The organism is Methylophaga sulfidovorans (assembly GCF_900114205.1).
Classification (GTDB): Bacteria; Pseudomonadota; Gammaproteobacteria; order Nitrosococcales; family Methylophagaceae; genus Methylophaga; species Methylophaga sulfidovorans.
Window position 1 is genome coordinate 205,446 of sequence record NZ_FOSH01000003.1, and the last position, 18,209, is coordinate 223,654.

Annotated in this window: 18 protein-coding genes and 3 tRNA genes; 3 read left to right on the forward strand and 18 right to left on the reverse strand. The window is 43.2% G+C overall.

Annotation, left to right across the window (positions count from 1 at the left end; translation table 11 throughout):
- Positions 1–299: 299 nt before the first annotated feature.
- Positions 300–1,436, forward strand: a complete 1,137-nt coding sequence (locus tag BM232_RS03590; protein ID WP_177207242.1) for a reverse transcriptase domain-containing protein — start codon at positions 300–302, stop codon at positions 1,434–1,436.
- A 228-nt stretch (positions 1,437–1,664) separates the two neighbouring features.
- On the opposite strand, the gene BM232_RS03595 is transcribed toward BM232_RS03590, so the two are convergent.
- The 9 genes from BM232_RS03595 to pncC form a co-directional block, all read right to left on the reverse strand.
- Positions 1,665–1,741 (reverse strand) — tRNA-Arg (locus tag BM232_RS03595).
- 76 nt (positions 1,742–1,817) lie between these two features.
- Positions 1,818–1,894 (reverse strand) — tRNA-Arg (locus BM232_RS03600).
- Between the two features lie 48 nt (positions 1,895–1,942).
- Positions 1,943–2,032: transfer RNA gene (locus BM232_RS03605), tRNA-Ser, on the reverse strand.
- Between the two features lie 56 nt (positions 2,033–2,088).
- On the reverse strand, positions 2,089–2,274 hold the full coding sequence (csrA, locus tag BM232_RS03610; protein WP_091711813.1) for a carbon storage regulator CsrA: 186 nt from the start codon (positions 2,272–2,274) through the stop codon (positions 2,089–2,091).
- 239 nt (positions 2,275–2,513) lie between these two features.
- Complete coding sequence (locus BM232_RS03615) at positions 2,514–3,737, reverse strand: aspartate kinase (RefSeq protein ID WP_091711814.1); 1,224 nt, start codon at positions 3,735–3,737, stop codon at positions 2,514–2,516.
- A gap of 2 nt (positions 3,738–3,739) precedes the next feature.
- Complete coding sequence (alaS, locus tag BM232_RS03620) at positions 3,740–6,343, reverse strand: alanine--tRNA ligase (protein ID WP_091711815.1); 2,604 nt, start codon at positions 6,341–6,343, stop codon at positions 3,740–3,742.
- Positions 6,333–6,782, reverse strand: coding sequence for a regulatory protein RecX (locus BM232_RS03625; protein ID WP_091711816.1), 450 nt, complete (start codon positions 6,780–6,782; stop codon positions 6,333–6,335). Before BM232_RS03625 ends, alaS begins: the two co-directional genes overlap by 11 nt.
- On the reverse strand, positions 6,779–7,819 hold the full coding sequence (gene recA / locus BM232_RS03630) for a recombinase RecA (RefSeq protein WP_091711817.1): 1,041 nt from the start codon (positions 7,817–7,819) through the stop codon (positions 6,779–6,781). The genes BM232_RS03625 and recA overlap by 4 nt, the downstream gene beginning before the upstream one ends.
- 56 nt (positions 7,820–7,875) lie before the next feature.
- A complete protein-coding gene (gene pncC / locus BM232_RS03635; protein WP_091711818.1) occupies positions 7,876–8,376 on the reverse strand; it encodes a nicotinamide-nucleotide amidase in 501 nt (166 codons plus the stop codon).
- A 16-nt stretch (positions 8,377–8,392) separates the two neighbouring features.
- Here pncC and mutS point away from each other — a divergent pair, with 16 nt between their 5' ends.
- On the forward strand, positions 8,393–10,951 hold the full coding sequence (gene mutS / locus BM232_RS03640) for a DNA mismatch repair protein MutS (RefSeq protein ID WP_091711819.1): 2,559 nt from the start codon (positions 8,393–8,395) through the stop codon (positions 10,949–10,951).
- Here the strand turns inward: mutS and BM232_RS03645 are convergent.
- From BM232_RS03645 to BM232_RS03655, 3 genes are read right to left on the reverse strand one after another with little or no spacing between them, the layout of a single operon-like run.
- Positions 10,948–11,229: a YcgL domain-containing protein gene (locus BM232_RS03645; RefSeq protein WP_091711820.1), complete on the reverse strand. Its 282-nt coding sequence runs from the start codon at positions 11,227–11,229 to the stop codon at positions 10,948–10,950. The two genes, mutS and BM232_RS03645, sit on opposite strands and share 4 nt — an antisense overlap.
- A gap of 2 nt (positions 11,230–11,231) precedes the next feature.
- Entirely contained in the window at positions 11,232–11,639 is a 408-nt protein-coding gene (locus BM232_RS03650) for a VOC family protein (protein ID WP_091711821.1), read from the reverse strand.
- A gap of 20 nt (positions 11,640–11,659) precedes the next feature.
- Positions 11,660–12,079 carry an OsmC family protein gene (locus BM232_RS03655; protein WP_091711822.1) on the reverse strand — a complete coding sequence of 140 codons (420 nt, stop codon included), beginning with the start codon at positions 12,077–12,079 and terminating at the stop codon, positions 11,660–11,662.
- Positions 12,080–12,196: 117 nt separating this feature from the next.
- Between BM232_RS03655 and crp the strand changes: the two genes are divergently transcribed.
- Positions 12,197–12,883, forward strand: coding sequence for a cAMP-activated global transcriptional regulator CRP (gene crp, locus BM232_RS03660; protein WP_091711823.1), 687 nt, complete (start codon positions 12,197–12,199; stop codon positions 12,881–12,883).
- Here crp and trpC read toward each other — a convergent pair.
- Genes trpC through rpe form a run of 6 tightly spaced genes read right to left on the reverse strand, consistent with a single transcriptional unit; the run spans position 12,863 to position 18,159 of the window.
- The gene (trpC, locus tag BM232_RS03665) at positions 12,863–13,663 is read right to left on the reverse strand and encodes an indole-3-glycerol phosphate synthase TrpC (RefSeq protein WP_091711854.1); all 801 of its coding nucleotides are present in this window, start codon (positions 13,661–13,663) and stop codon (positions 12,863–12,865) included. The two genes, crp and trpC, sit on opposite strands and share 21 nt — an antisense overlap.
- Positions 13,664–13,667: 4 nt before the next feature.
- Positions 13,668–14,681, reverse strand: a complete 1,014-nt coding sequence (gene trpD, locus BM232_RS03670; RefSeq protein WP_091711824.1) for an anthranilate phosphoribosyltransferase — start codon at positions 14,679–14,681, stop codon at positions 13,668–13,670.
- Positions 14,682–14,690: 9 nt separating this feature from the next.
- Positions 14,691–15,269, reverse strand: a complete 579-nt coding sequence (locus BM232_RS03675) for an anthranilate synthase component II (RefSeq protein WP_091711825.1) — start codon at positions 15,267–15,269, stop codon at positions 14,691–14,693.
- A gap of 15 nt (positions 15,270–15,284) precedes the next feature.
- Positions 15,285–16,781, reverse strand: a complete 1,497-nt coding sequence (gene trpE / locus BM232_RS03680) for an anthranilate synthase component I (RefSeq protein WP_091711826.1) — start codon at positions 16,779–16,781, stop codon at positions 15,285–15,287.
- A 9-nt stretch (positions 16,782–16,790) separates the two neighbouring features.
- Positions 16,791–17,459: a phosphoglycolate phosphatase gene (locus BM232_RS03685; RefSeq protein WP_091711827.1), complete on the reverse strand. Its 669-nt coding sequence runs from the start codon at positions 17,457–17,459 to the stop codon at positions 16,791–16,793.
- A gap of 7 nt (positions 17,460–17,466) precedes the next feature.
- Positions 17,467–18,159, reverse strand: coding sequence for a ribulose-phosphate 3-epimerase (gene rpe, locus BM232_RS03690; RefSeq protein WP_091711828.1), 693 nt, complete (start codon positions 18,157–18,159; stop codon positions 17,467–17,469).
- Positions 18,160–18,209: the final 50 nt, after the last annotated feature.

Here is an 18,209-nt window from a genome sequence, read left to right on the forward strand (position 1 = left end):
AGATAATGTTGTGCTCGCATTGCCTACGATGCAGTTTCGGAGGTAGCGCACACGGAGAAACATTGGTGCTATACAGCTGGCAATGGTTATGACCGCTGCAAGTTGACCATCGTGGCTTGGCTGGTATTAGTTATAAAAGTCATAGCGTGTTTGGTTGAAGTCTCGTTCTCTGTTGCACGTGTTAGGGGCTACAAAACGCACGTGTATCTTGGAGGTCTGCTATAAAACCATCCCAGAAACGATATTCAGCACTCTTTGAAATTTCAGATCCGGAATTCATGTCTACTGTATGGAAAGACATGTATTCTAGTACACCCAGAAAAAAAAGAGATGCCAGTGGCATTGATGGTCTGAGTATTAATGATTTTGATGATGATAAAGATAATTATATTTCTCTTTTATCTGAGAAAATCAGGTCAGGTACATACACTCCAATGCTGCTAAGGGCGGCTCCAATACCTAAACCAAATAATAAATATAGAATTATTTGTATTCCAACTGTTAAAGATCGTTTTGTTCAACGATGTATCCTTCGGTTTCTAAATAATCACGATCAAACTCTTGCTAATAAAATAAGTTATGGTTTCATTAATGGCTACAGTAAGGCAGTAGAGTGCGCTGTAACAAAAGCAAAGAGTTTGAGACAGTCCCAAAGCTGGGCTTATAAGGCCGATATCAGTGCTTTTTTTGACAATATTCAAAGGGCTGAAATCGAAAATCTAATTAGAAAAAAGGTTAAGTATAGATCTTTACATAATCTAATTATTAAGTTCGTACATACAGAGATACAAGCGGATGGAAATTTAGCAAGAATCATTCACCAACAAGGTATATCTCGCGGTCTTGGTTTACGCCAGGGAATGCCACTTTCACCATATTTAGCTAATTTATATCTAAAGAATTTTGACGATGCAGTTATTAAAAAAAATATCAAAATGATTAGGTATGCTGATGATTTGATAGCATTTGCTAATAATAAAGATTCTTGCCATCAGATTCATGATTTTTGTAAGCAAGAACTTAGAAAAGTATTTTTAGATATACACGATATTGACTTAAAATCTAAGACTATCATTGCTGCCCCTGAGCAAGATATTGAATTCTTAGGACTATCCATTTGCCCGAGTAATTCTGGCTACGAAATCCCGATTTCACAACAACAGTTAGGAAAGATTAAAACAAAACTTTATGAGCTTACTGACATGAATTACTGTCTAAAGAATGGTATTAACTTAACAAATATTATGTCCAAGCTTGAAAGCAAAAAAATTGGTTATATGGATGCGTATGATTCTGCCCAGAATAAATCTCAACTTCATGATTTGCTGGACAATAGCTATCGGCAAATAATCGGTCAAATCTTTTTTAAGCTGGGTATAAATATAGATAAGTTGCCAAGTCAGGCGAAGAAATTCTTAGGCTTGCATCTTATATGAAGATTGTTTGAAAGGCATTAATGAAAGCAGGGCTTGGTGACTTCCTCTGATGTATACAAAACGGAACGTCGATTCATATTTTACAAGAGTTAGAAGGTTGATCAGATATTAAGCTGGTAGAGTGGTATGAACATCTTTCATCTGGACAGTTAACATTCTATGCAGATGATAGTTTGTGTCAGTTAGTTGAAAAAGGCCGAAGATAAATCTTTGACTACATAAGACAGATGGTGCGCCCGGCACGATTCGAACGTGCGACCGCCTGGTTCGTAGCCAGGTACTCTATCCAGCTGAGCTACGGGCGCTATTTATCTGTAATGTTTTTATTGAAATAAAAAAGCAGTCCCGACTTCTCGGTGACTGCTTGATTATGTACTTAATTGGCGCGCCCGGCACGATTCGAACGTGCGACCGCCTGGTTCGTAGCCAGGTACTCTATCCAGCTGAGCTACGGGCGCTAAAGCCGCTTATTATACAAGCATCCAAGGATGCCATCAATAAATTTATGGCGGAGAGCGAGGGATTCGAACCCTCGATAGGGGTAAACCTATACGCCCTTAGCAGGGGCGCGCCTTCAGCCTCTCGGCCAGCTCTCCATCAAAGCCGCCTAGTATATCAGATGATAACGATTTGGCTAGTGATAATTGTAAATTTAACTCACATTTGGCTGATCTTTTTCAGCCTGGATGCGATCATAAATTTCTTCACGGTGAACAGTGACGTCTTTAGGCGCGTCAACACCAATTCTTACCTGATTGCCTTTAACACCAAGTACGTTTACAACAACATCGTCACCGATGATAAGTGATTCGCCAACACGGCGTGTGAGTATTAACATTTTTTTCCCCTTTACTCTCAAAAATTGGCCGAGGTTACTAGGAGAATAATCATGACTCCTTTCAATTGAGTAGGCCTCGTGCCTTTTGTCCTATTCAGCTTGGGGGTCTTTTTGCCCCTTTATTCATGGACTATATAAAAATGGTATTTATCCCTCGTCCAACGAATATTTTATCAGGAACATGAAGTGATCGCGATAAAATGATGACAAAAAAATGAAATGGCTCAAGCATTTAGATTTTAAGAGGGTGCTTGCTCCAGGTTAAATGCTTTGTGTAACGTTCTGACACCGAGCTCCAGGTATTTTTCATCAATCACCACGGATATTTTAATTTCAGAGGTAGAAATCATACTGATGTTGATGTTTTCTTTTGCCAGAGAGCCAAACATCGTGCTTGCAATCCCTGCGTGAGAACGCATACCGACACCGACTACCGAGATTTTTGCAATTTTCTCATCGCCATTGACTTCTCTTGCACCTAGCTCTTCTGCTGTTTTCTTCAGAATCGCTAAAGCTGCTTGGTAGTCGTTACGATGTACAGTAAATGTAAAGTCGGTTGTTGAGTCATGGCCGGTGTTTTGGATGATCATGTCAACTTCAATATTCTCTGCCGCAATAGGTCCGAGAATTTGTGAGGCAATGCCTGGGTGATCAGGTACGCCGAGAATAGTCAGTTTGGCTTCATCACGATTAAACGCAATACCTGAAATTAAAGCTTGTTCCATTGATGGGTCCTCAGCCGCTATTAATGTGCCACCACCTTCTGTAAACGAGGAGAGGACACGTAATGGGACGTTATATTTACTCGCAAACTCGACAGAGCGAATTTGCAATACTTTTGCACCTAAGCTGGCCATTTCCAGCATTTCTTCGAAGGTAATAGATTCTAATCGACGGGCTTCTGGTACAACACGGGGATCGGTTGTATAAACACCATCGACATCAGTATAGATTTGGCATTCATCAGCTTTTAGCGCTGCAGCAAGAGCAACAGCTGTAGTATCACTACCGCCACGACCAAGTGTGGTGATGTTGCCATTCTCATCACAGCCCTGAAAGCCTGCTACGACCACAACTTTTCCTTGATTGAGATCTTGGCGAATTTTATTATCGTCAATCTCCATAATTCTGGCTTTGTTATGTGCATTGTCCGTTAATATACGGACCTGGCTTCCAGTATAGGAAACAGCCGGCATACCCATTTGAGCAAGCGTCATGCTGAGCAGAGCAATGGTGACTTGTTCACCTGTTGAGAGCAAAACATCTAACTCGCGACCACGAGGATTATCAGTTAATTGTTTGGCCAAATCGATTAAGCGATTTGTTTCGCCGCTCATTGCTGAGACAACAACGACTAAATCATGGCCTTGATTACGATAATCAATGATCTTTTTCGCTACTTCGCGAATACGATCAGCAGAGCCGACGGATGTTCCACCATATTTTTGAACGATTAAAGACATGCTTAGTTTTCCAGCTTCGAAGTGACCCAGTCTGGAACAGATGCTAGTGCTGCTGCCAAATTCTGGGGTTCATTACCGCCGCCTTGAGCCATATCAGGACGGCCGCCACCTTTACCTCCAACCTGACTAGCTATATGGCCAACCAGATCTCCGGCGCGGATTTTATCGGTAATATCCTTGGTAACGCCAGCAATTATTGTAATTTTTTCATCATTGACAGCCGTTAGCGCGATTACCGCTGTGCCCAGCTTGTTTTTTAATTGATCCACAGCATCTCTGAGCGATTTTCCATCGGCGCCTTCCAGAGTGGAAGCAAGTACTTTGATGCCGTTGATTTCTGTTGCAGAATCAGCCAGATCATTACCTGCACTGCTTGCTAATTTAGCTTTCAACGCTTCTAATTCTTTTTCTAACTCGCGTTGACGTTGAACCAGCTGAGATGCTTTGTCCTGCACATTTGCGGGTTTCGCTTTCAGTAAGTCCGATACGTCCGCCAGAGTCGTTTCCATCTGTTCGATATAATCAATCGCTTTTTCACCGGTAACGGCTTCAATACGACGAACACCTGATGCAATACCGGCTTCTGAGGTAATTTTTAACACACCGATATCGCCAGTGTGTTTAACGTGCGTGCCACCGCATAACTCGATAGAGAAGTCGCTCATGCTTAATACACGAACTTCGTCATCGTATTTCTCGCCGAATAAAGCCATTGCGCCGCTTTTCTTCGCTTCTTCAATCGCCATTAAACGGGTTTCGACAGGGTGGTTAAGACGAATCTGCTGGTTAACTAAACGTTCGATTTCACGTAGTTGAGCTGGTGTGACAGGTTCAAAATGTGAAAAGTCAAAACGTAAACGCTGTGGATTGACCAGTGAACCTTTTTGCATGACATGCTCACCGAGCACTTTACGCAGTGCGGCATGTAATAAATGAGTAGCAGAATGGTTTAATGCAGTTGCCAGACGATTATTTTCATCGATCTGTGCTGTTACACGTTGTCCAACTTGGAAGCGGCCATGTTCGCAACGACCGATATGTGTAAATGCCTGTGACTGTTTGCGTGTATCAGTGACGGTAAAGCTGGCATTGTCAGCGTTGATGTCACCATGGTCACCCACCTGACCACCAGATTCGGCATAGAAAGGGGTTTTGTCTAAAACAATCAATCCTTCTTGACCTTCAGAAATACTATCGACGTGTTCACCATTGACGATAATAGCCAGAATAGTGCTGTCGTGTTGAGTTAAGTCATAACCACAAAACTCAGTACTGCTATCGATAGTAATTTGGTCTGATAAACCACCGGAGAATTGGCTGGCACTACGAGCACGATTACGTTGTGCCTCCATAGCGCGTTCAAATCCAGCGATATCGATAGTCAGACCACGTTCACGGGCAATATCCGCAGTCAAATCAATAGGGAAGCCGTAGGTATCATAAAGCAAGAAAACGGTTTCACCGGGGATTTCTTTATCCCCCATATCCTCAATTGCTTGATCCAGAATTTTTAAGCCGTTATCCAGCGTATCGGCAAACCGTGTTTCTTCTTGTTGCAGCGCTTTTTCAACAAGCTCTTGAGATTGAGCAAGTTCAGGGAAAGCTTCACCCATTTCATCAACGAGAGGTTGGACTAGTTTGTAGAAGAAATTGTCCTTCAGTCCGAGTTTATGGCCATGACGAATTGCCCGGCGGATGATACGACGTAAGACATAACCACGACCTTCATTAGAAGGGTATACGCCATCAGTAATCATGAATGAACATGAGCGAATATGATCGGCGATAACGCGTAGTGAGAAGTTAGTATGATCTTCGGTACCAGACAGTTTCTGAATCGCTTGGATCAGGTGTTGGAACAGATCAATCTCGTAGTTGTTATGAACATGTTGTAATACTGCTGCCAGACGTTCGAGACCCATGCCTGTATCAACAGAAGGTTTAGGCAATGGTGTTAAGGTACCATCGGCTGAACGGTTGAATTGCATGAAGACCAGATTCCAGATTTCGATATAACGATCACCATCTTCTTCTGGTGTACCTGGTGGTCCACCGGCGACATCTTCACCATGATCATAGAAAATTTCAGAGCAGGGACCACAAGGACCAGTGTCACCCATAGACCAGAAGTTATCTTTCGCACCGATGCGTGAGAAACGTTCTGCTGATACGCCAATTTCTTTTAACCAGATATCAGCCGCTTCATCATCTTCTTCAAAAACGGTGATCCATAATTTTTCAGCAGGTAGGCCAAGTGTTTCTGTCAGGAATTCCCACGCATACTGAATAGCTTCACGTTTAAAGTAATCTCCAAAACTAAAGTTACCCAGCATTTCAAAGAACGTGTGGTGACGAGCGGTATAACCGACATTTTCTAAGTCATTGTGTTTACCGCCGGCACGGACGCAACGTTGTGTCGTCACTGCCCGAGTGTACTTGCGGGTTTCTTGACCTAAGAATGTCTCCTTAAATTGCACCATACCTGCATTGGTGAAGAGAAGGGTGGGGTCATTAGCAGGAACAAGGGGACTGCTTGCTACGACTTCATGACCTTTACTTGCGAAAAAGTCGAGAAACAACTTGCGGATATCTGCGCTACTTTTCATCGTCGGTTAAATTAAAACTTTCCGTTATTTGTTCATGAGTAAAACCGCGATATTGTAAAAAGCGTTGTTGTTTTGCTTTGCTTTTATAATCATCGGGCATTTCCTCGCCAAAACGCTTACTGCGAACGTCTGCAGCAAGCGTAAACCAATCTATTTCTGCCTGATTCATACATTCGCTGATGATGTCGGCAGCAACACCACGTTCTTTTAATTCCATACTGATTCGGACAGCGCCATAACCCCGATTTGCTCGGGATTGGATAAAACTCTCTGCATACCGAAAATCACTTTGCAGGCCAGCCTCTTTTAATTGCTGAATAACGTTTTCAACTTCTTCTACGTCAAAACCTGCTTTGCTGAGCTTTTGCGCCAATTCATGAGCACTATGTTCGCGGTTGGCTAAATAGCTTACGGCTCGTGCACTGGCTGATTGCTTCACGCCTCGACATCATCCTCAACAGCACTGTCATCTTTTTTGGCTGCTTTTTTAGGTAACATGACTTCACGTATTTTACTTTCAATCTCAGCTGACATTTCAGGGTTTTCTTTCAGATAACCACGAACATTGTCTTTACCCTGACCGATACGTGTTCCATTGTAGCTATACCAAGCACCTGATTTTTCAACAATATTTTGTTGAACACCCAGATCAATCAGTTCGCCTTCGCGTGAAATGCCTTCACCATACATAATATCGAATTCGACTTGTTTAAATGGAGGAGCCACTTTATTTTTGACGACTTTGACGCGAGTTTCGTTACCCAGGATTTCATCACCTTTTTTAATGGCGCCAATCCGTCTGATATCCAAACGCACAGATGCATAAAATTTAAGTGCATTACCACCCGTTGTTGTTTCAGGGTTGCCAAACATCACGCCAATTTTCATACGAATTTGGTTAATGAAAATGACCAGGGTATTTGAGCGTTTGATATTGGCTGTCAATTTACGTAAAGCTTGTGACATCAAACGAGCCTGAAGGCCCATATGACTATCACCCATATCACCTTCGATTTCTGCTTTTGGTGTTAATGCGGCAACTGAGTCAACAACGACAATATCAACAGCACCAGAACGAACCAGCATATCGGTGATTTCTAATGCTTGTTCGCCAGTATCAGGTTGAGATACTAGTAAATCATCAATATTGACGCCCAGCTTTTCAGCATAAACAGGATCCAGAGCGTGTTCAGCATCGACAAAAGCCGCGGTGCCACCTATTTTTTGCATTTCAGCGATAGCATGCAGCGTTAATGTCGTTTTACCTGAAGATTCAGGACCGTAAATTTCAATAACCCGACCTCTAGGAAGGCCGCCAATACCTAATGCAATGTCTAATCCGATAGAACCAGAAGATACGGCCGACACATCACGAGCTGCCGCATTATCACCAAGGCGCATCACTGAGCCTTTACCAAATTGCTTCTCAATTTGACCAAGCGCGGCGCCTAGCGCTTTTTTCTTATCGTCATCCATTGCAATACCTCTGAAGCTGTTTTTAATAAATCCTTCGATTATCCCATAGAAAGCAGTCAGTCTCTAGCGTTTTTAATGATTCCGGATAAGGCCTTCAATACGGCTTGCCGTCTGATGCTTTCTCTATCACCTTCGAATTGAAAAAGCTGGCTGATAACTTTGTTTGGCTGACGTGCCCAGCCTATCCAAACCGTGCCGACAGGCTTACTTTCCGTACCACCGCCCGGGCCAGCAATACCGGTTAATGCGACACTGATATCAGCTCTCGAATGTTTAAGCGCACCCAGAGCCATTTCTTCTGCGACCGTTTGACTCACAGCGCCATATTGCTGCAATGAGGCTGATTGAACGCCAAGTTGATCTTGCTTCGCCTGATTGCTGTAGGTGACAAAACCACGCTCAAACCAGCTTGAACTGCCTGCGATATCGGTACAACATTTCGCTACCCAACCACCAGTGCATGACTCTGCCGTTGCCAGCATTAAATGGTTTTTATTTAAGGTTTCAGCGACTTGAATGATTTTTGTTTGCAGTGATGCATCAGAAATATTTTGCATGATATAAACTATTAAAATGACTCAAAGACAAAATCATACTCCAATGATGCAGCAGTATCTGCGCATCAAAGCAGAACATCCGGACTTTTTGTTGTTTTATCGTATGGGCGACTTTTATGAGTTGTTTTTTGACGATGCTCATAAAGCGGCTGAATTGCTCGATATCACCTTAACTGCCCGTGGTAGCAGTAATGGAGCGCCGATTCCGATGGCTGGTGTGCCATATCATGCGGCGGATAACTATTTGTCACGCCTTATTAAATTAGGGGAATCCGTTGCTATATGTGAGCAAATTGGCGACCCGGCGACAAGTAAGGGGCCGGTTGAACGTCAGGTGGTTCGGGTTCTTACTCCGGGAACGCTGACTGAAGAAGCTTTATTAGATAGTCGTAATGAGAATTTACTGTTAGCTATCTGTGAAGAGAAAGGACGTTACGGTCTGGCTTATGCAGAAATTAGTAGTGGCCGATTCATTATCAGTGAATTAGATAGTGCTGATTTGCTAAAAGCCGAGCTCGCTAGATTGCAACCCGCAGAAATTTTATTGAGCGAGACTTTAAGTTCGGATTTTGAGGCTTTTCAGAAACAGCTTCGACAATTGCCAGACTGGCATTTCGAATTAAAGGCAGCAAAAACACGATTATGTGAGCAGTTTAATACAACAGATCTAAAAGGGTTTGGTTGTGATGGACTGGATATTGCGCTTCGTGCTGCAGGGTGTTTAGTGAACTATGCTCAGGAAACACATCGAACAGCGTTACCGCATTTACGTCAACTCACTGTCGAGTATTCAAAAGATAGTATTCGACTGGATCCACAGTCACGCAAAAACCTTGAGCTTGAGCGCAACCTATCCGGTGGATTAGAGAATAGCCTGATTTCTGTATTGGATAAAACAGCGACACCTATGGGGGCACGTTTGTTAAGACGTTGGTTGATGCGTCCCATTCGTGATCACAAGGTATTAGCTGATAGACAGCAGGTGATTCAGGAGTTTTTAGATCATCACAGCTTCAATGACTGTCATTCATTAATGAAGTCGCTGGGCGATATTGAACGTATTTTGTCACGTATGGCTCTGCGAACAGCCAGACCACGCGATTTTATGCATATACGACGTCTTTTAGAAACACTGCCTGAGTTACATCAACTATTAAAATCAAAACAAAGTGCTCATCTGCGGCAATTGGACCGACAGCTGGGCACATTTAGTGAGCTACTCGAATTATTACAGAATGCAATGATTGATGAACCTCCTGTTTTAATAAGAGATGGTGGGGTGATAAAAGCTGGCTACAACGATGAGTTAGATCGTTTACGTGATCTGCATAAAAACGCCAGTGGCTTTTTAGATGAGCTTGAGCGAAAAGAACGTGAAAGAACAGGCGTCAATACACTTAAAGTGGGCTATAACAAGGTTCATGGCTATTTTATTGAGTTAAGCCGAGCACATGATATTTCATTGCCTGATGAATATGTTCGCCGTCAGACATTAAAAAACGCAGAACGATATATCACTCCAGACCTGAAGCGATTTGAAGAACAGGTGCTGAGTGCGAATGAAAAAGCTCTAGCCTTAGAAAAAGCTCTCTATGATGAACTCTTCGATAAGGTAGAACCGGAGCTGTCAGCTTTGTCACAATGCTCGATGTCTCTGGCCGAGTTGGATGTATTAGCTAATCTAGCTGAGCGGGCAGAAACATTGGATTATGTTGCGCCACAATTTGTAAAGGAAAGCGGTCTATATATTGAGGCGGGTCGACACCCTGTAGTTGAAGTTTGCCAAGCGCATCCTTTTTGCGCCAACGATCTGAAATTAACGACTGAGCAATCCACATTAATTATTACTGGTCCTAATATGGGCGGGAAGTCGACCTATATGCGACAGACTGCATTGATTGTCTTAATGGCGCATATGGGCAGTTATGTTCCTGCCACTAAGGCGATTATCGGACCAGTGGATCAAGTCTTTACCCGTATTGGCGCATCAGATGATCTGGCTTCCGGGCGTTCAACATTTATGGTTGAGATGAATGAAGCTGCAAATATTCTGAATAATGCCACACATCATAGTTTGGTGTTGATGGATGAAATCGGTCGTGGCACAAGCACCTTTGATGGTTTGGCATTAGCCTGGTCATGTGCTGAAAAACTGATTCGTGATATTGGTGCTTACACGCTATTTGCGACCCATTATTTTGAGATGACTCAGCTACCGGAGTTATTTGAGCGAGCCAGAAATGTCCATCTTGATGCAATTGAACATGGCGATAAAATCGTTTTCCTTCATCAATTGAAGGAGGGCGCTGCCAGTCAGAGTTATGGATTGCAAGTAGCTCAGCTTGCGGGGGTGCCAGCTGATGTGATTAATGCCGCTAAAGCCAAATTAAAACAGCTTGAGCAAACACATTATTCGCCTGAAACTAGTGCAGAACAGCCACAACAGGATTTATTTACTGCTCAGCCTGAATCATCAGCCTTGGAAAAACGACTACAGCAAATAAGCCCGGATGAACTAAGCCCAAAACAAGCACTGGATCTCTTGTATGAGCTTAGCCAATTAGCTAGAAGCTAGTGAAGGTGCTGTTTTTTCTGATTAACAAAGTCACCCAGTTTTTCTGCGCGGGGTGGCATCTGCACATGAAATCCTTGGGTTTCCAGGTTTTTGATAACGGTGATTACATTTTCACGAGCAAGTGGTTTTTCGGGCGATAACTCAAGTTCCATGACGAACTGTGGTTCTTTTCCCATTGAGTCATAGAGTTCTTGAGGCACTTCCGAAAAATCATCTTTTTTAGTGATGTAGAGATATAACTCTTCTTTTTTAAGGCTTTTATAAATATACGTTTTCATTTCTATGAGATGGGTGGGTGGTAAATAATTTGCACAACAGTGCCGCTTGGGTCATAACAGTAAAAACTTCTGGCACCATCTCTGTGTGTACGTGGTGGATTTCGAATTTCAACATTGTTTGCATTGAGAAATTCAAACCAGGTATCGACTTCATCCATAGTTGGAATGATAAAACCAATATGATCCAACTTTTGTTGATGAGCTGGCGCTGGCGACTCAGAGGCCTGATGTAAAGCCAGATTATCGTTACCTGAACTCAGATACACATTTTGTTCATCAGGCCGCCATTCAACTTCCATACCGAGTAATTCGGTATAGAAATGTTCGCATGCAGCCAAATCATCAACAAATAGGGCGACATGGCGCATGCCGCCGGTCTTACCAGGTCGTACAGGTTTGTTTTCAGGCATGAGTTACTCTTTGTTGGTTATTACTCAACTTCAATGATTTCGTAATCATGTGTCACAGTGGCTGTCTTCGCCAGCATAATGGTTGCCGAGCAATATTTTTCTATCGACATATTGATGGCACGTTCAACAAAGTTCGCTTTTACGTTTTTTCCGGTGATTTTGTAGTGAACATGGATATTGGTGTAGACCCTTGGCGCTTCTTCGCATCTTTCACCCTTTACTTCGAGCACACAATCCCGAATATCTTGTTGAGACTTTTTCAAGATTTCGATGACATCGTAGGCTGTACATCCGCCCATCCCCAGAAGTAATAATTCCATCGGACGCATGCCTGTACCATGTCCGCCTGCTTCCTCAGGTCCTTCCATTACAACGGTATGACCTGTTCCTGACTCGCCGATGAATAAAACATCTTCGACCCATTTCACTCGTGCTTTCATTAAAATGTTTCCTAAAGTTGATAAGTCACTTTAAATTTGACATATTTATCAAATCACTGAGGGATTATACCCGTTTATGCTGTATTATTGCCCACAGACTCATTTTTGGACGAATAGATGGACTATCACAGACACAAGGCCATTGAACAAGGATTAGCAGAGTTTTTCCGTTGCTGCCATACAAAAACCTATCCGGCGAAAAATATCATTGTTCGTCCCGGTGATCCGCCTCATACACTCTATTATATTCGTGAAGGTTCAGTGAGTGTATGTATGGAAAATGAGGAAGGTGAGGAGCTTATCGTTGCTTACCTGAACCAGGGTGATTTTATTGGTGAGATAGGCATGTTCTCTGATGTCGGTGAGCGTATGGTGACTGTGCGTGCCAGAACCGATGTTCGTACTGAAGAAATTTCTTATCAGCAGGTGTTGAATCTTTCCAAGACACAGTTAAAAGACTGCTATCCAACACTGCTGTTTACCATCGCTGAGCAACTCGCAAAACGATTATTATCCACTACCCGTAAAGCCACTGATATGGCATTTCTTGATGTGGCAGGTAGGGTAGAGTCAGCTCTGCATGAGTTAGCCGCTCAACCCGATGCAATGCGTCATCCTGATGGTATGCAAATCAAAGTGACACGCCAGGAAATCAGCCGCATGGTGGGCTGTTCACGTGAAATGGTTGGTCGTGTCCTCAAAGAGTTACAGGACAATGGCCTGTTATGGGCAAAAGGTAAGACGATGATCGTCTATGATGAAGAACATCGTCATAAAAAACCTTTAGTAAAAAAGCTTGGCTAATTCCTCACCTGGATCATCAGCTCGCATAAAGGTTTCCCCAACCAGAAAACCGTTCACATTATTGTCACGCATCAATTTGACATCATCACGGGTGAGAATACCGCTTTCAGTGATGACGATATGACCCTGTGGAATACGTTGAAGTAACGACAGAGTTGTATCGAGCGAGGTTTCAAAAGTTCTTAGATCTCGGTTGTTGATACCGATTAAAGGTAGATTCAATATCAGAGCACGTTCTAATTCTTCAAGATCGTGTACTTCTACCAGTACATCCATACCTAGTTGAATCGCGAGCTGGCTTAAACTTTCTAGTTGATTATCATCCAAAGCCGCGACAATTAATAAAATACAGTCTGCACTAATCGCTCTTGCTTCAAATACCTGATAGGGATCGATAATAAAGTCTTTACGAATCACCGGCAGGGAGCAGGCATTACGTGCTTCTTGTAAATATACCTCATGCCCCTGAAAAAAATCACGGTCGGTTAAGACAGATAAGCAGGCTGCTCCACCTTTCTCGTAACTGACGGCAATGTCTTTAGGTATAAAGTTTTCTCTGATCAAACCTTTGCTCGGCGAGGCTTTTTTCACTTCTGCAATCACGGCCGGTTCGTTATTAAGAATTTTTTTGCTGATAGATTCAACAAAACCACGAACAGGATTAGCTTGTTCAGCCAACTGCTGCATAATAGCTAGTGGAATTTTAGCTGAGCGTTCAGCGACTTCCTGCTGTTTACGTTGCAGAATATTGAGCAAAATATCGGGTGTATTTTCAGACATAGTATTAAGTTCGACTTGTAACAATAAGGGCATTTAATTTTTGCGTGGCGGCACCTGAGTCGATAAGTTCTGCAGCCTTAACAATACCTTCTTCAAGTGAAGTGGTGATATCAGCTGCATAAATTGCTGCACCGGCATTTAACACAACAATATCACGTGCTGGACCTGGTTTGCCTTCGAAGACTTCCTTAATCAGCGATAGACTATCCTGAGCATTACTGACCGTTAAGCTTTCAATAGAGTTCTGCTGGATACCAAAATCTTCAGGTTTAATGGTGTAGGTATTGACTTTGCCATCTTTGAGTTCAGCGACATGGGTTTCTGCCCCGATACTGATTTCATCGAGACCATCTTCAGCATGTACAACTAAAACATGTTGGCTGCCGAGTTTTTGTAACACTTCAGCCATCGGTTTTACCCATTTTTTATCAAACACGCCTAAGACCTGATGAGCGGCTTGAGCAGGGTTGGTAAGCGGGCCTAGTAGATTAAAGATAGTTCTGACACCCATTTCACGACGCGGCCCAATGGCATGTTTCATGGCGCCATGATGTTTTTGAGCAAACATAAAACCAACGCCCACTGTTTCTATACAGTGTTTTACTTGTACCGGACTGAGCTCTAAGTTAACACCAGCGGCTTCAAGCACATCCGCACTACCCGAGCTACTACTGATGGAGCGGTTACCATGTTTGGCCACCTGACAACCGGCTGCTGCAGCAACAAAGGCACTGGCTGTTGAAACGTTAAACGTACTGGCGCCATCACCACCCGTGCCACAGGTATCAACAACATGTCTGCCATTGATATGAACGGGTGTTGCAAGACCTCGCATAACCTCGGCGGCAGCCGCAATCTCCGTGACAGTTTCACCTTTCATTTGCAGGCCAATTAAAAAGCCACCAATTTGTGCTGGTGTCGCATTACCCGTCATGATCTGGTTCATCACATCAGACATTTCATCATGGCTAAAATCCTGGCGCTGGATAAGCTGTTTAATAGCTGCCTGTATATCCATGAAAAAGCCTTATCTCTGCAGGAAGTTATTTAGTAATTCATGACCTTGCTCGGTCAGAATAGACTCTGGATGGAATTGCACGCCTTCTATTGGCAGGGTTTTGTGTTCAATACCCATAATCTCATCCAGCTCACCGTCTTCATTTTGTGTCCAGGCGGTGATATTAAAACAATCCGGCAGATTATATTTACTGACAACCAGTGAGTGATAACGTGTCGCTTCCAATGGGTTATTAAGATCTCTGAACACACTAGTATTATTGTGATACACCTTGGATGTCTTGCCATGCATTATCTGGCTGGCATGAATCACTTCACCACCGAATACCTGTCCAATCGCCTGATGGCCTAGGCAGACACCCAACATAGGCTTTTTCCCGGCAAAGTGTTTGATAACTTCCATGGATATACCGGCTTCATTCGGGGTGCAAGGGCCTGGTGATAACACAATTTTGTCAGGATTCATTGCTTCAATTTCAGCAATAGTAATTTTATCGTTACGATGAACTGCGACTTCTTCACCCAACTCAGCAAAATACTGCACTAGGTTATAGGTAAAGGAATCATAATTATCAATCATTAACAGCATGTATCTATTCCTAGTTTAGCTTTCTGCATGAGGATTGGCTTCCAATCCTGCTTCCGCCATGGCAACAGCACGAAAGATCGCACGGGCTTTATTCATCGTTTCTTTCCATTCCATTTCGGGTACTGAGTCATACACAATACCTGCACCAGCCTGGATATGTAGCAGCTCATTTTTTATAACGGCTGTGCGTATGGCAATGGCGGTATCCATATTGCCAGACCAGGATAAATAGCCGACAGCACCGGCATAAACGCCGCGCTTAACCGGTTCTAATTCATCAATAATTTCCATTGCACGCACTTTAGGCGCACCGCTGACTGTGCCCGCAGGAAAGGTGGCTCTCAGCGCATCTATAGCTGACATATTATCTAATACCTGCCCCGTAACATTAGACACAATATGCATGACGTGAGAATAGCGCTCAATGACCATTTTATCAGTGAGTTCTACTGTGCCTGTTTTACTGACTCGGCCAACATCATTACGACCCAGATCAATCAACATCAGATGTTCAGCAAGCTCTTTAGGATCGGATAACAAATCTTGTTCTAAGGCAATGTCTTCTTCTTCATTTTTGCCACGAGGGCGTGTGCCGGCAATTGGGCGGACAGTGACTTCCTGATCTTCCATACGCACTAAAATCTCAGGAGATGAGCCGACTACAAAAAACTCACCAAGATTCAGGTAATACATATAAGGAGATGGATTTAATGTTCGTAAAGCACGATATAAATCAATCGGAGGAGCACTATAAGGAATGGTTAGGCGCTGCGATAAAACCACTTGCATGATATCGCCGTCATTAATGTACTGTTTGGCCTTTTGAACAGCATCGGTAAAACCTTTTTCAGTAAAGCCGGACTGAAAGTCTTCTTCGTTGACCTGTTTGTGGGCTTTATTCTGTTGGAAGTTCATCGCTGTTTGACGCAATGTTTGCGTTAATTCGTCCAGGCGTTGTTGTGCCTGACGGTAGGCATTTTCTGTATTCGGATCCGCGTGAACAATTAAATACAATCGGCCACTGAGATTATCGAAAACCACTAACTCGTCTGAAACCATCAATAAAATATCAGGGCATTCGAGCGGGTCTGAGTCCGGAGCTTTATCCAATCGTGATTCAACGTAACGTACTGTGTCATAGCCAAAATAACCGACCAGGCCACCATTAAATTTTGGTAGTGAATCAATTTCGGCGACACGATAGCGTGCCTGGAATTGTTCTATCCATGCCAGAGGATCGTCATCTTGTGCTGTTTCAATAACTTGCCCATCCAGTTCCACCACAATGTCTTTATCGTGAACACGGACAATGGTGCGACAAGGCAGACCAATCATCGAGTAACGACCCCATTTTTCACCACCCTGAACAGATTCAAACAGGTAGGAATAGGGCGCATCAGCTAATTTGAGATAAGCACTCAATGGTGTATCTAAGTCTGCTAAAACTTCCCGTGATAGGGGGATGCGGTTGTAGCCTTCTGTGGCAAGTTGATCAAATTCTGACTGTTTCATTGCTTCTTTCTAAAATAAGCTTTCCAGCTCTGCAAAAGTATCTATTACGGTATTGGGTGCAGCTGCAGAAATTGGCTGACCATGATTATAACCGTAGCTCACGCATATAATGGCAAGTCCTGCAGCTTTAGCTGCTTTTACATCATTGATGGAATCGCCGATCATTAATGCCTTTTCGGGGGTAATCCGAAAGTAATCAACACCATACAGCAATGGTGCTGGATGGGGTTTTTTATGTGGTGTTGTATCACCACATACCACAAGGTCAAAATAATCTTTCAGACCAAGCTTTTCAAGCAATGGCAAAGTAAATGTTTCGTCCTTGTTAGTAACACATGCTAGTTTAATCTGCTTATCTTTAAGCCAGTTCAGACCTTCAAATACATCTGGATAAACCTGACTTTCTTCACAGGGAAACTGCTGATAATAGTCTAAAAACAAGGGCAATGCTTTTTGCAGTAATGCTGTCTCTGCTTTTTGTTGCATATCGCCTGTTAATGCTCGTTCAACAAGCCGGGGAATGCCATTACCTACCCAACTTCTGACGTCAGTTTCGCTTGCTTCTGCCAATCCTAAACTGCTGAGCATGTGATTGGTTGCACAAGTCAGATCTGGCACGCTGTCAACCAGCGTGCCATCAAGGTCAATAAAGACAACCTCAGGTAAATCTAACTTCATTTAGCGATTAGACGTTAGCTTTAGCTAATTCCTCACGAAGTGCAGCAATTACTGTTTCATAACGGTTAGGATCACTATCTTTTGCTGCGCCAAATACTGCTGAACCAGCAACAAAGGTACGAGCACCTGCTTCAGCGATTTCACGGATATTGTTAACGTTAACACCACCATCGATTTCTAAGTCGATATCGTAACCACTTTCATCAATCATTTTGCGTGCTTGGCGTAATTTATCCAGCGTATGTGGAATGAATTTCTGACCACCAAAACCAGGGTTAACCGACATCAACAGGATACGGTCTACTTTATCTAAAACGTGTTCAGCCAGAGAAAGTGGTGTAGCTGGGTTAAATACTAAACCGGTTTTACAACCTTCGGCTTTGACTAATTGCAGACTACGATCAATATGCTCAGAGGCTTCTGGGTGGAAGGTGATGAAGGTTGCGCCAGCTTGGGCAAAATCAGGAATAATGCGATCGACGGGTTTGACCATTAAATGTACGTCGATTTCATGGGTGACGCCATGTTTGCGCAATGCATCGCATACTAATGGCCCGATTGTCAGATTCGGTACATAGTGGTTATCCATTACGTCAAAGTGCACAATATCCGCACCTGAAGCTAGAACGTTATCTACTTCTTCACCCAGACGAGCAAAGTCAGCAGACAGGATTGAAGGGGCAATTTTGAATTCAGCCATGATTGTCTCTCTTAAATCGAATAATAAAAACGTGATGTAAACCTGATACT

Excerpts from the sequence above, each read along its gene's own strand:
- BM232_RS03590 (WP_177207242.1), top strand. The coding sequence starts at position 300 with ATGTATTCTAGTACACCCAGAAAAAAAAGAGATGCCAGTGGCATTGAT.
- csrA (WP_091711813.1), bottom strand. The coding sequence starts at position 2,274 with ATGTTAATACTCACACGCCGTGTTGGCGAATCACTTATCATCGGTGAC.
- BM232_RS03615 (WP_091711814.1), bottom strand. The coding sequence starts at position 3,737 with ATGTCTTTAATCGTTCAAAAATATGGTGGAACATCCGTCGGCTCTGCT.
- alaS (WP_091711815.1), bottom strand. The coding sequence starts at position 6,343 with ATGAAAAGTAGCGCAGATATCCGCAAGTTGTTTCTCGACTTTTTCGCA.
- recA (WP_091711817.1), bottom strand. The coding sequence starts at position 7,819 with ATGGATGACGATAAGAAAAAAGCGCTAGGCGCCGCGCTTGGTCAAATT.
- pncC (WP_091711818.1), bottom strand. The coding sequence starts at position 8,376 with ATGCAAAATATTTCTGATGCATCACTGCAAACAAAAATCATTCAAGTC.
- mutS (WP_091711819.1), top strand. The coding sequence starts at position 8,393 with ATGACTCAAAGACAAAATCATACTCCAATGATGCAGCAGTATCTGCGC.
- BM232_RS03645 (WP_091711820.1), bottom strand. The coding sequence starts at position 11,229 with ATGAAAACGTATATTTATAAAAGCCTTAAAAAAGAAGAGTTATATCTC.
- BM232_RS03650 (WP_091711821.1), bottom strand. The coding sequence starts at position 11,639 with ATGCCTGAAAACAAACCTGTACGACCTGGTAAGACCGGCGGCATGCGC.
- BM232_RS03655 (WP_091711822.1), bottom strand. The coding sequence starts at position 12,079 with ATGAAAGCACGAGTGAAATGGGTCGAAGATGTTTTATTCATCGGCGAG.
- crp (WP_091711823.1), top strand. The coding sequence starts at position 12,197 with ATGGACTATCACAGACACAAGGCCATTGAACAAGGATTAGCAGAGTTT.
- trpC (WP_091711854.1), bottom strand. The coding sequence starts at position 13,663 with ATGTCTGAAAATACACCCGATATTTTGCTCAATATTCTGCAACGTAAA.
- trpD (WP_091711824.1), bottom strand. The coding sequence starts at position 14,681 with ATGGATATACAGGCAGCTATTAAACAGCTTATCCAGCGCCAGGATTTT.
- BM232_RS03675 (WP_091711825.1), bottom strand. The coding sequence starts at position 15,269 with ATGCTGTTAATGATTGATAATTATGATTCCTTTACCTATAACCTAGTG.
- trpE (WP_091711826.1), bottom strand. The coding sequence starts at position 16,781 with ATGAAACAGTCAGAATTTGATCAACTTGCCACAGAAGGCTACAACCGC.
- BM232_RS03685 (WP_091711827.1), bottom strand. The coding sequence starts at position 17,459 with ATGAAGTTAGATTTACCTGAGGTTGTCTTTATTGACCTTGATGGCACG.
- rpe (WP_091711828.1), bottom strand. The coding sequence starts at position 18,159 with ATGGCTGAATTCAAAATTGCCCCTTCAATCCTGTCTGCTGACTTTGCT.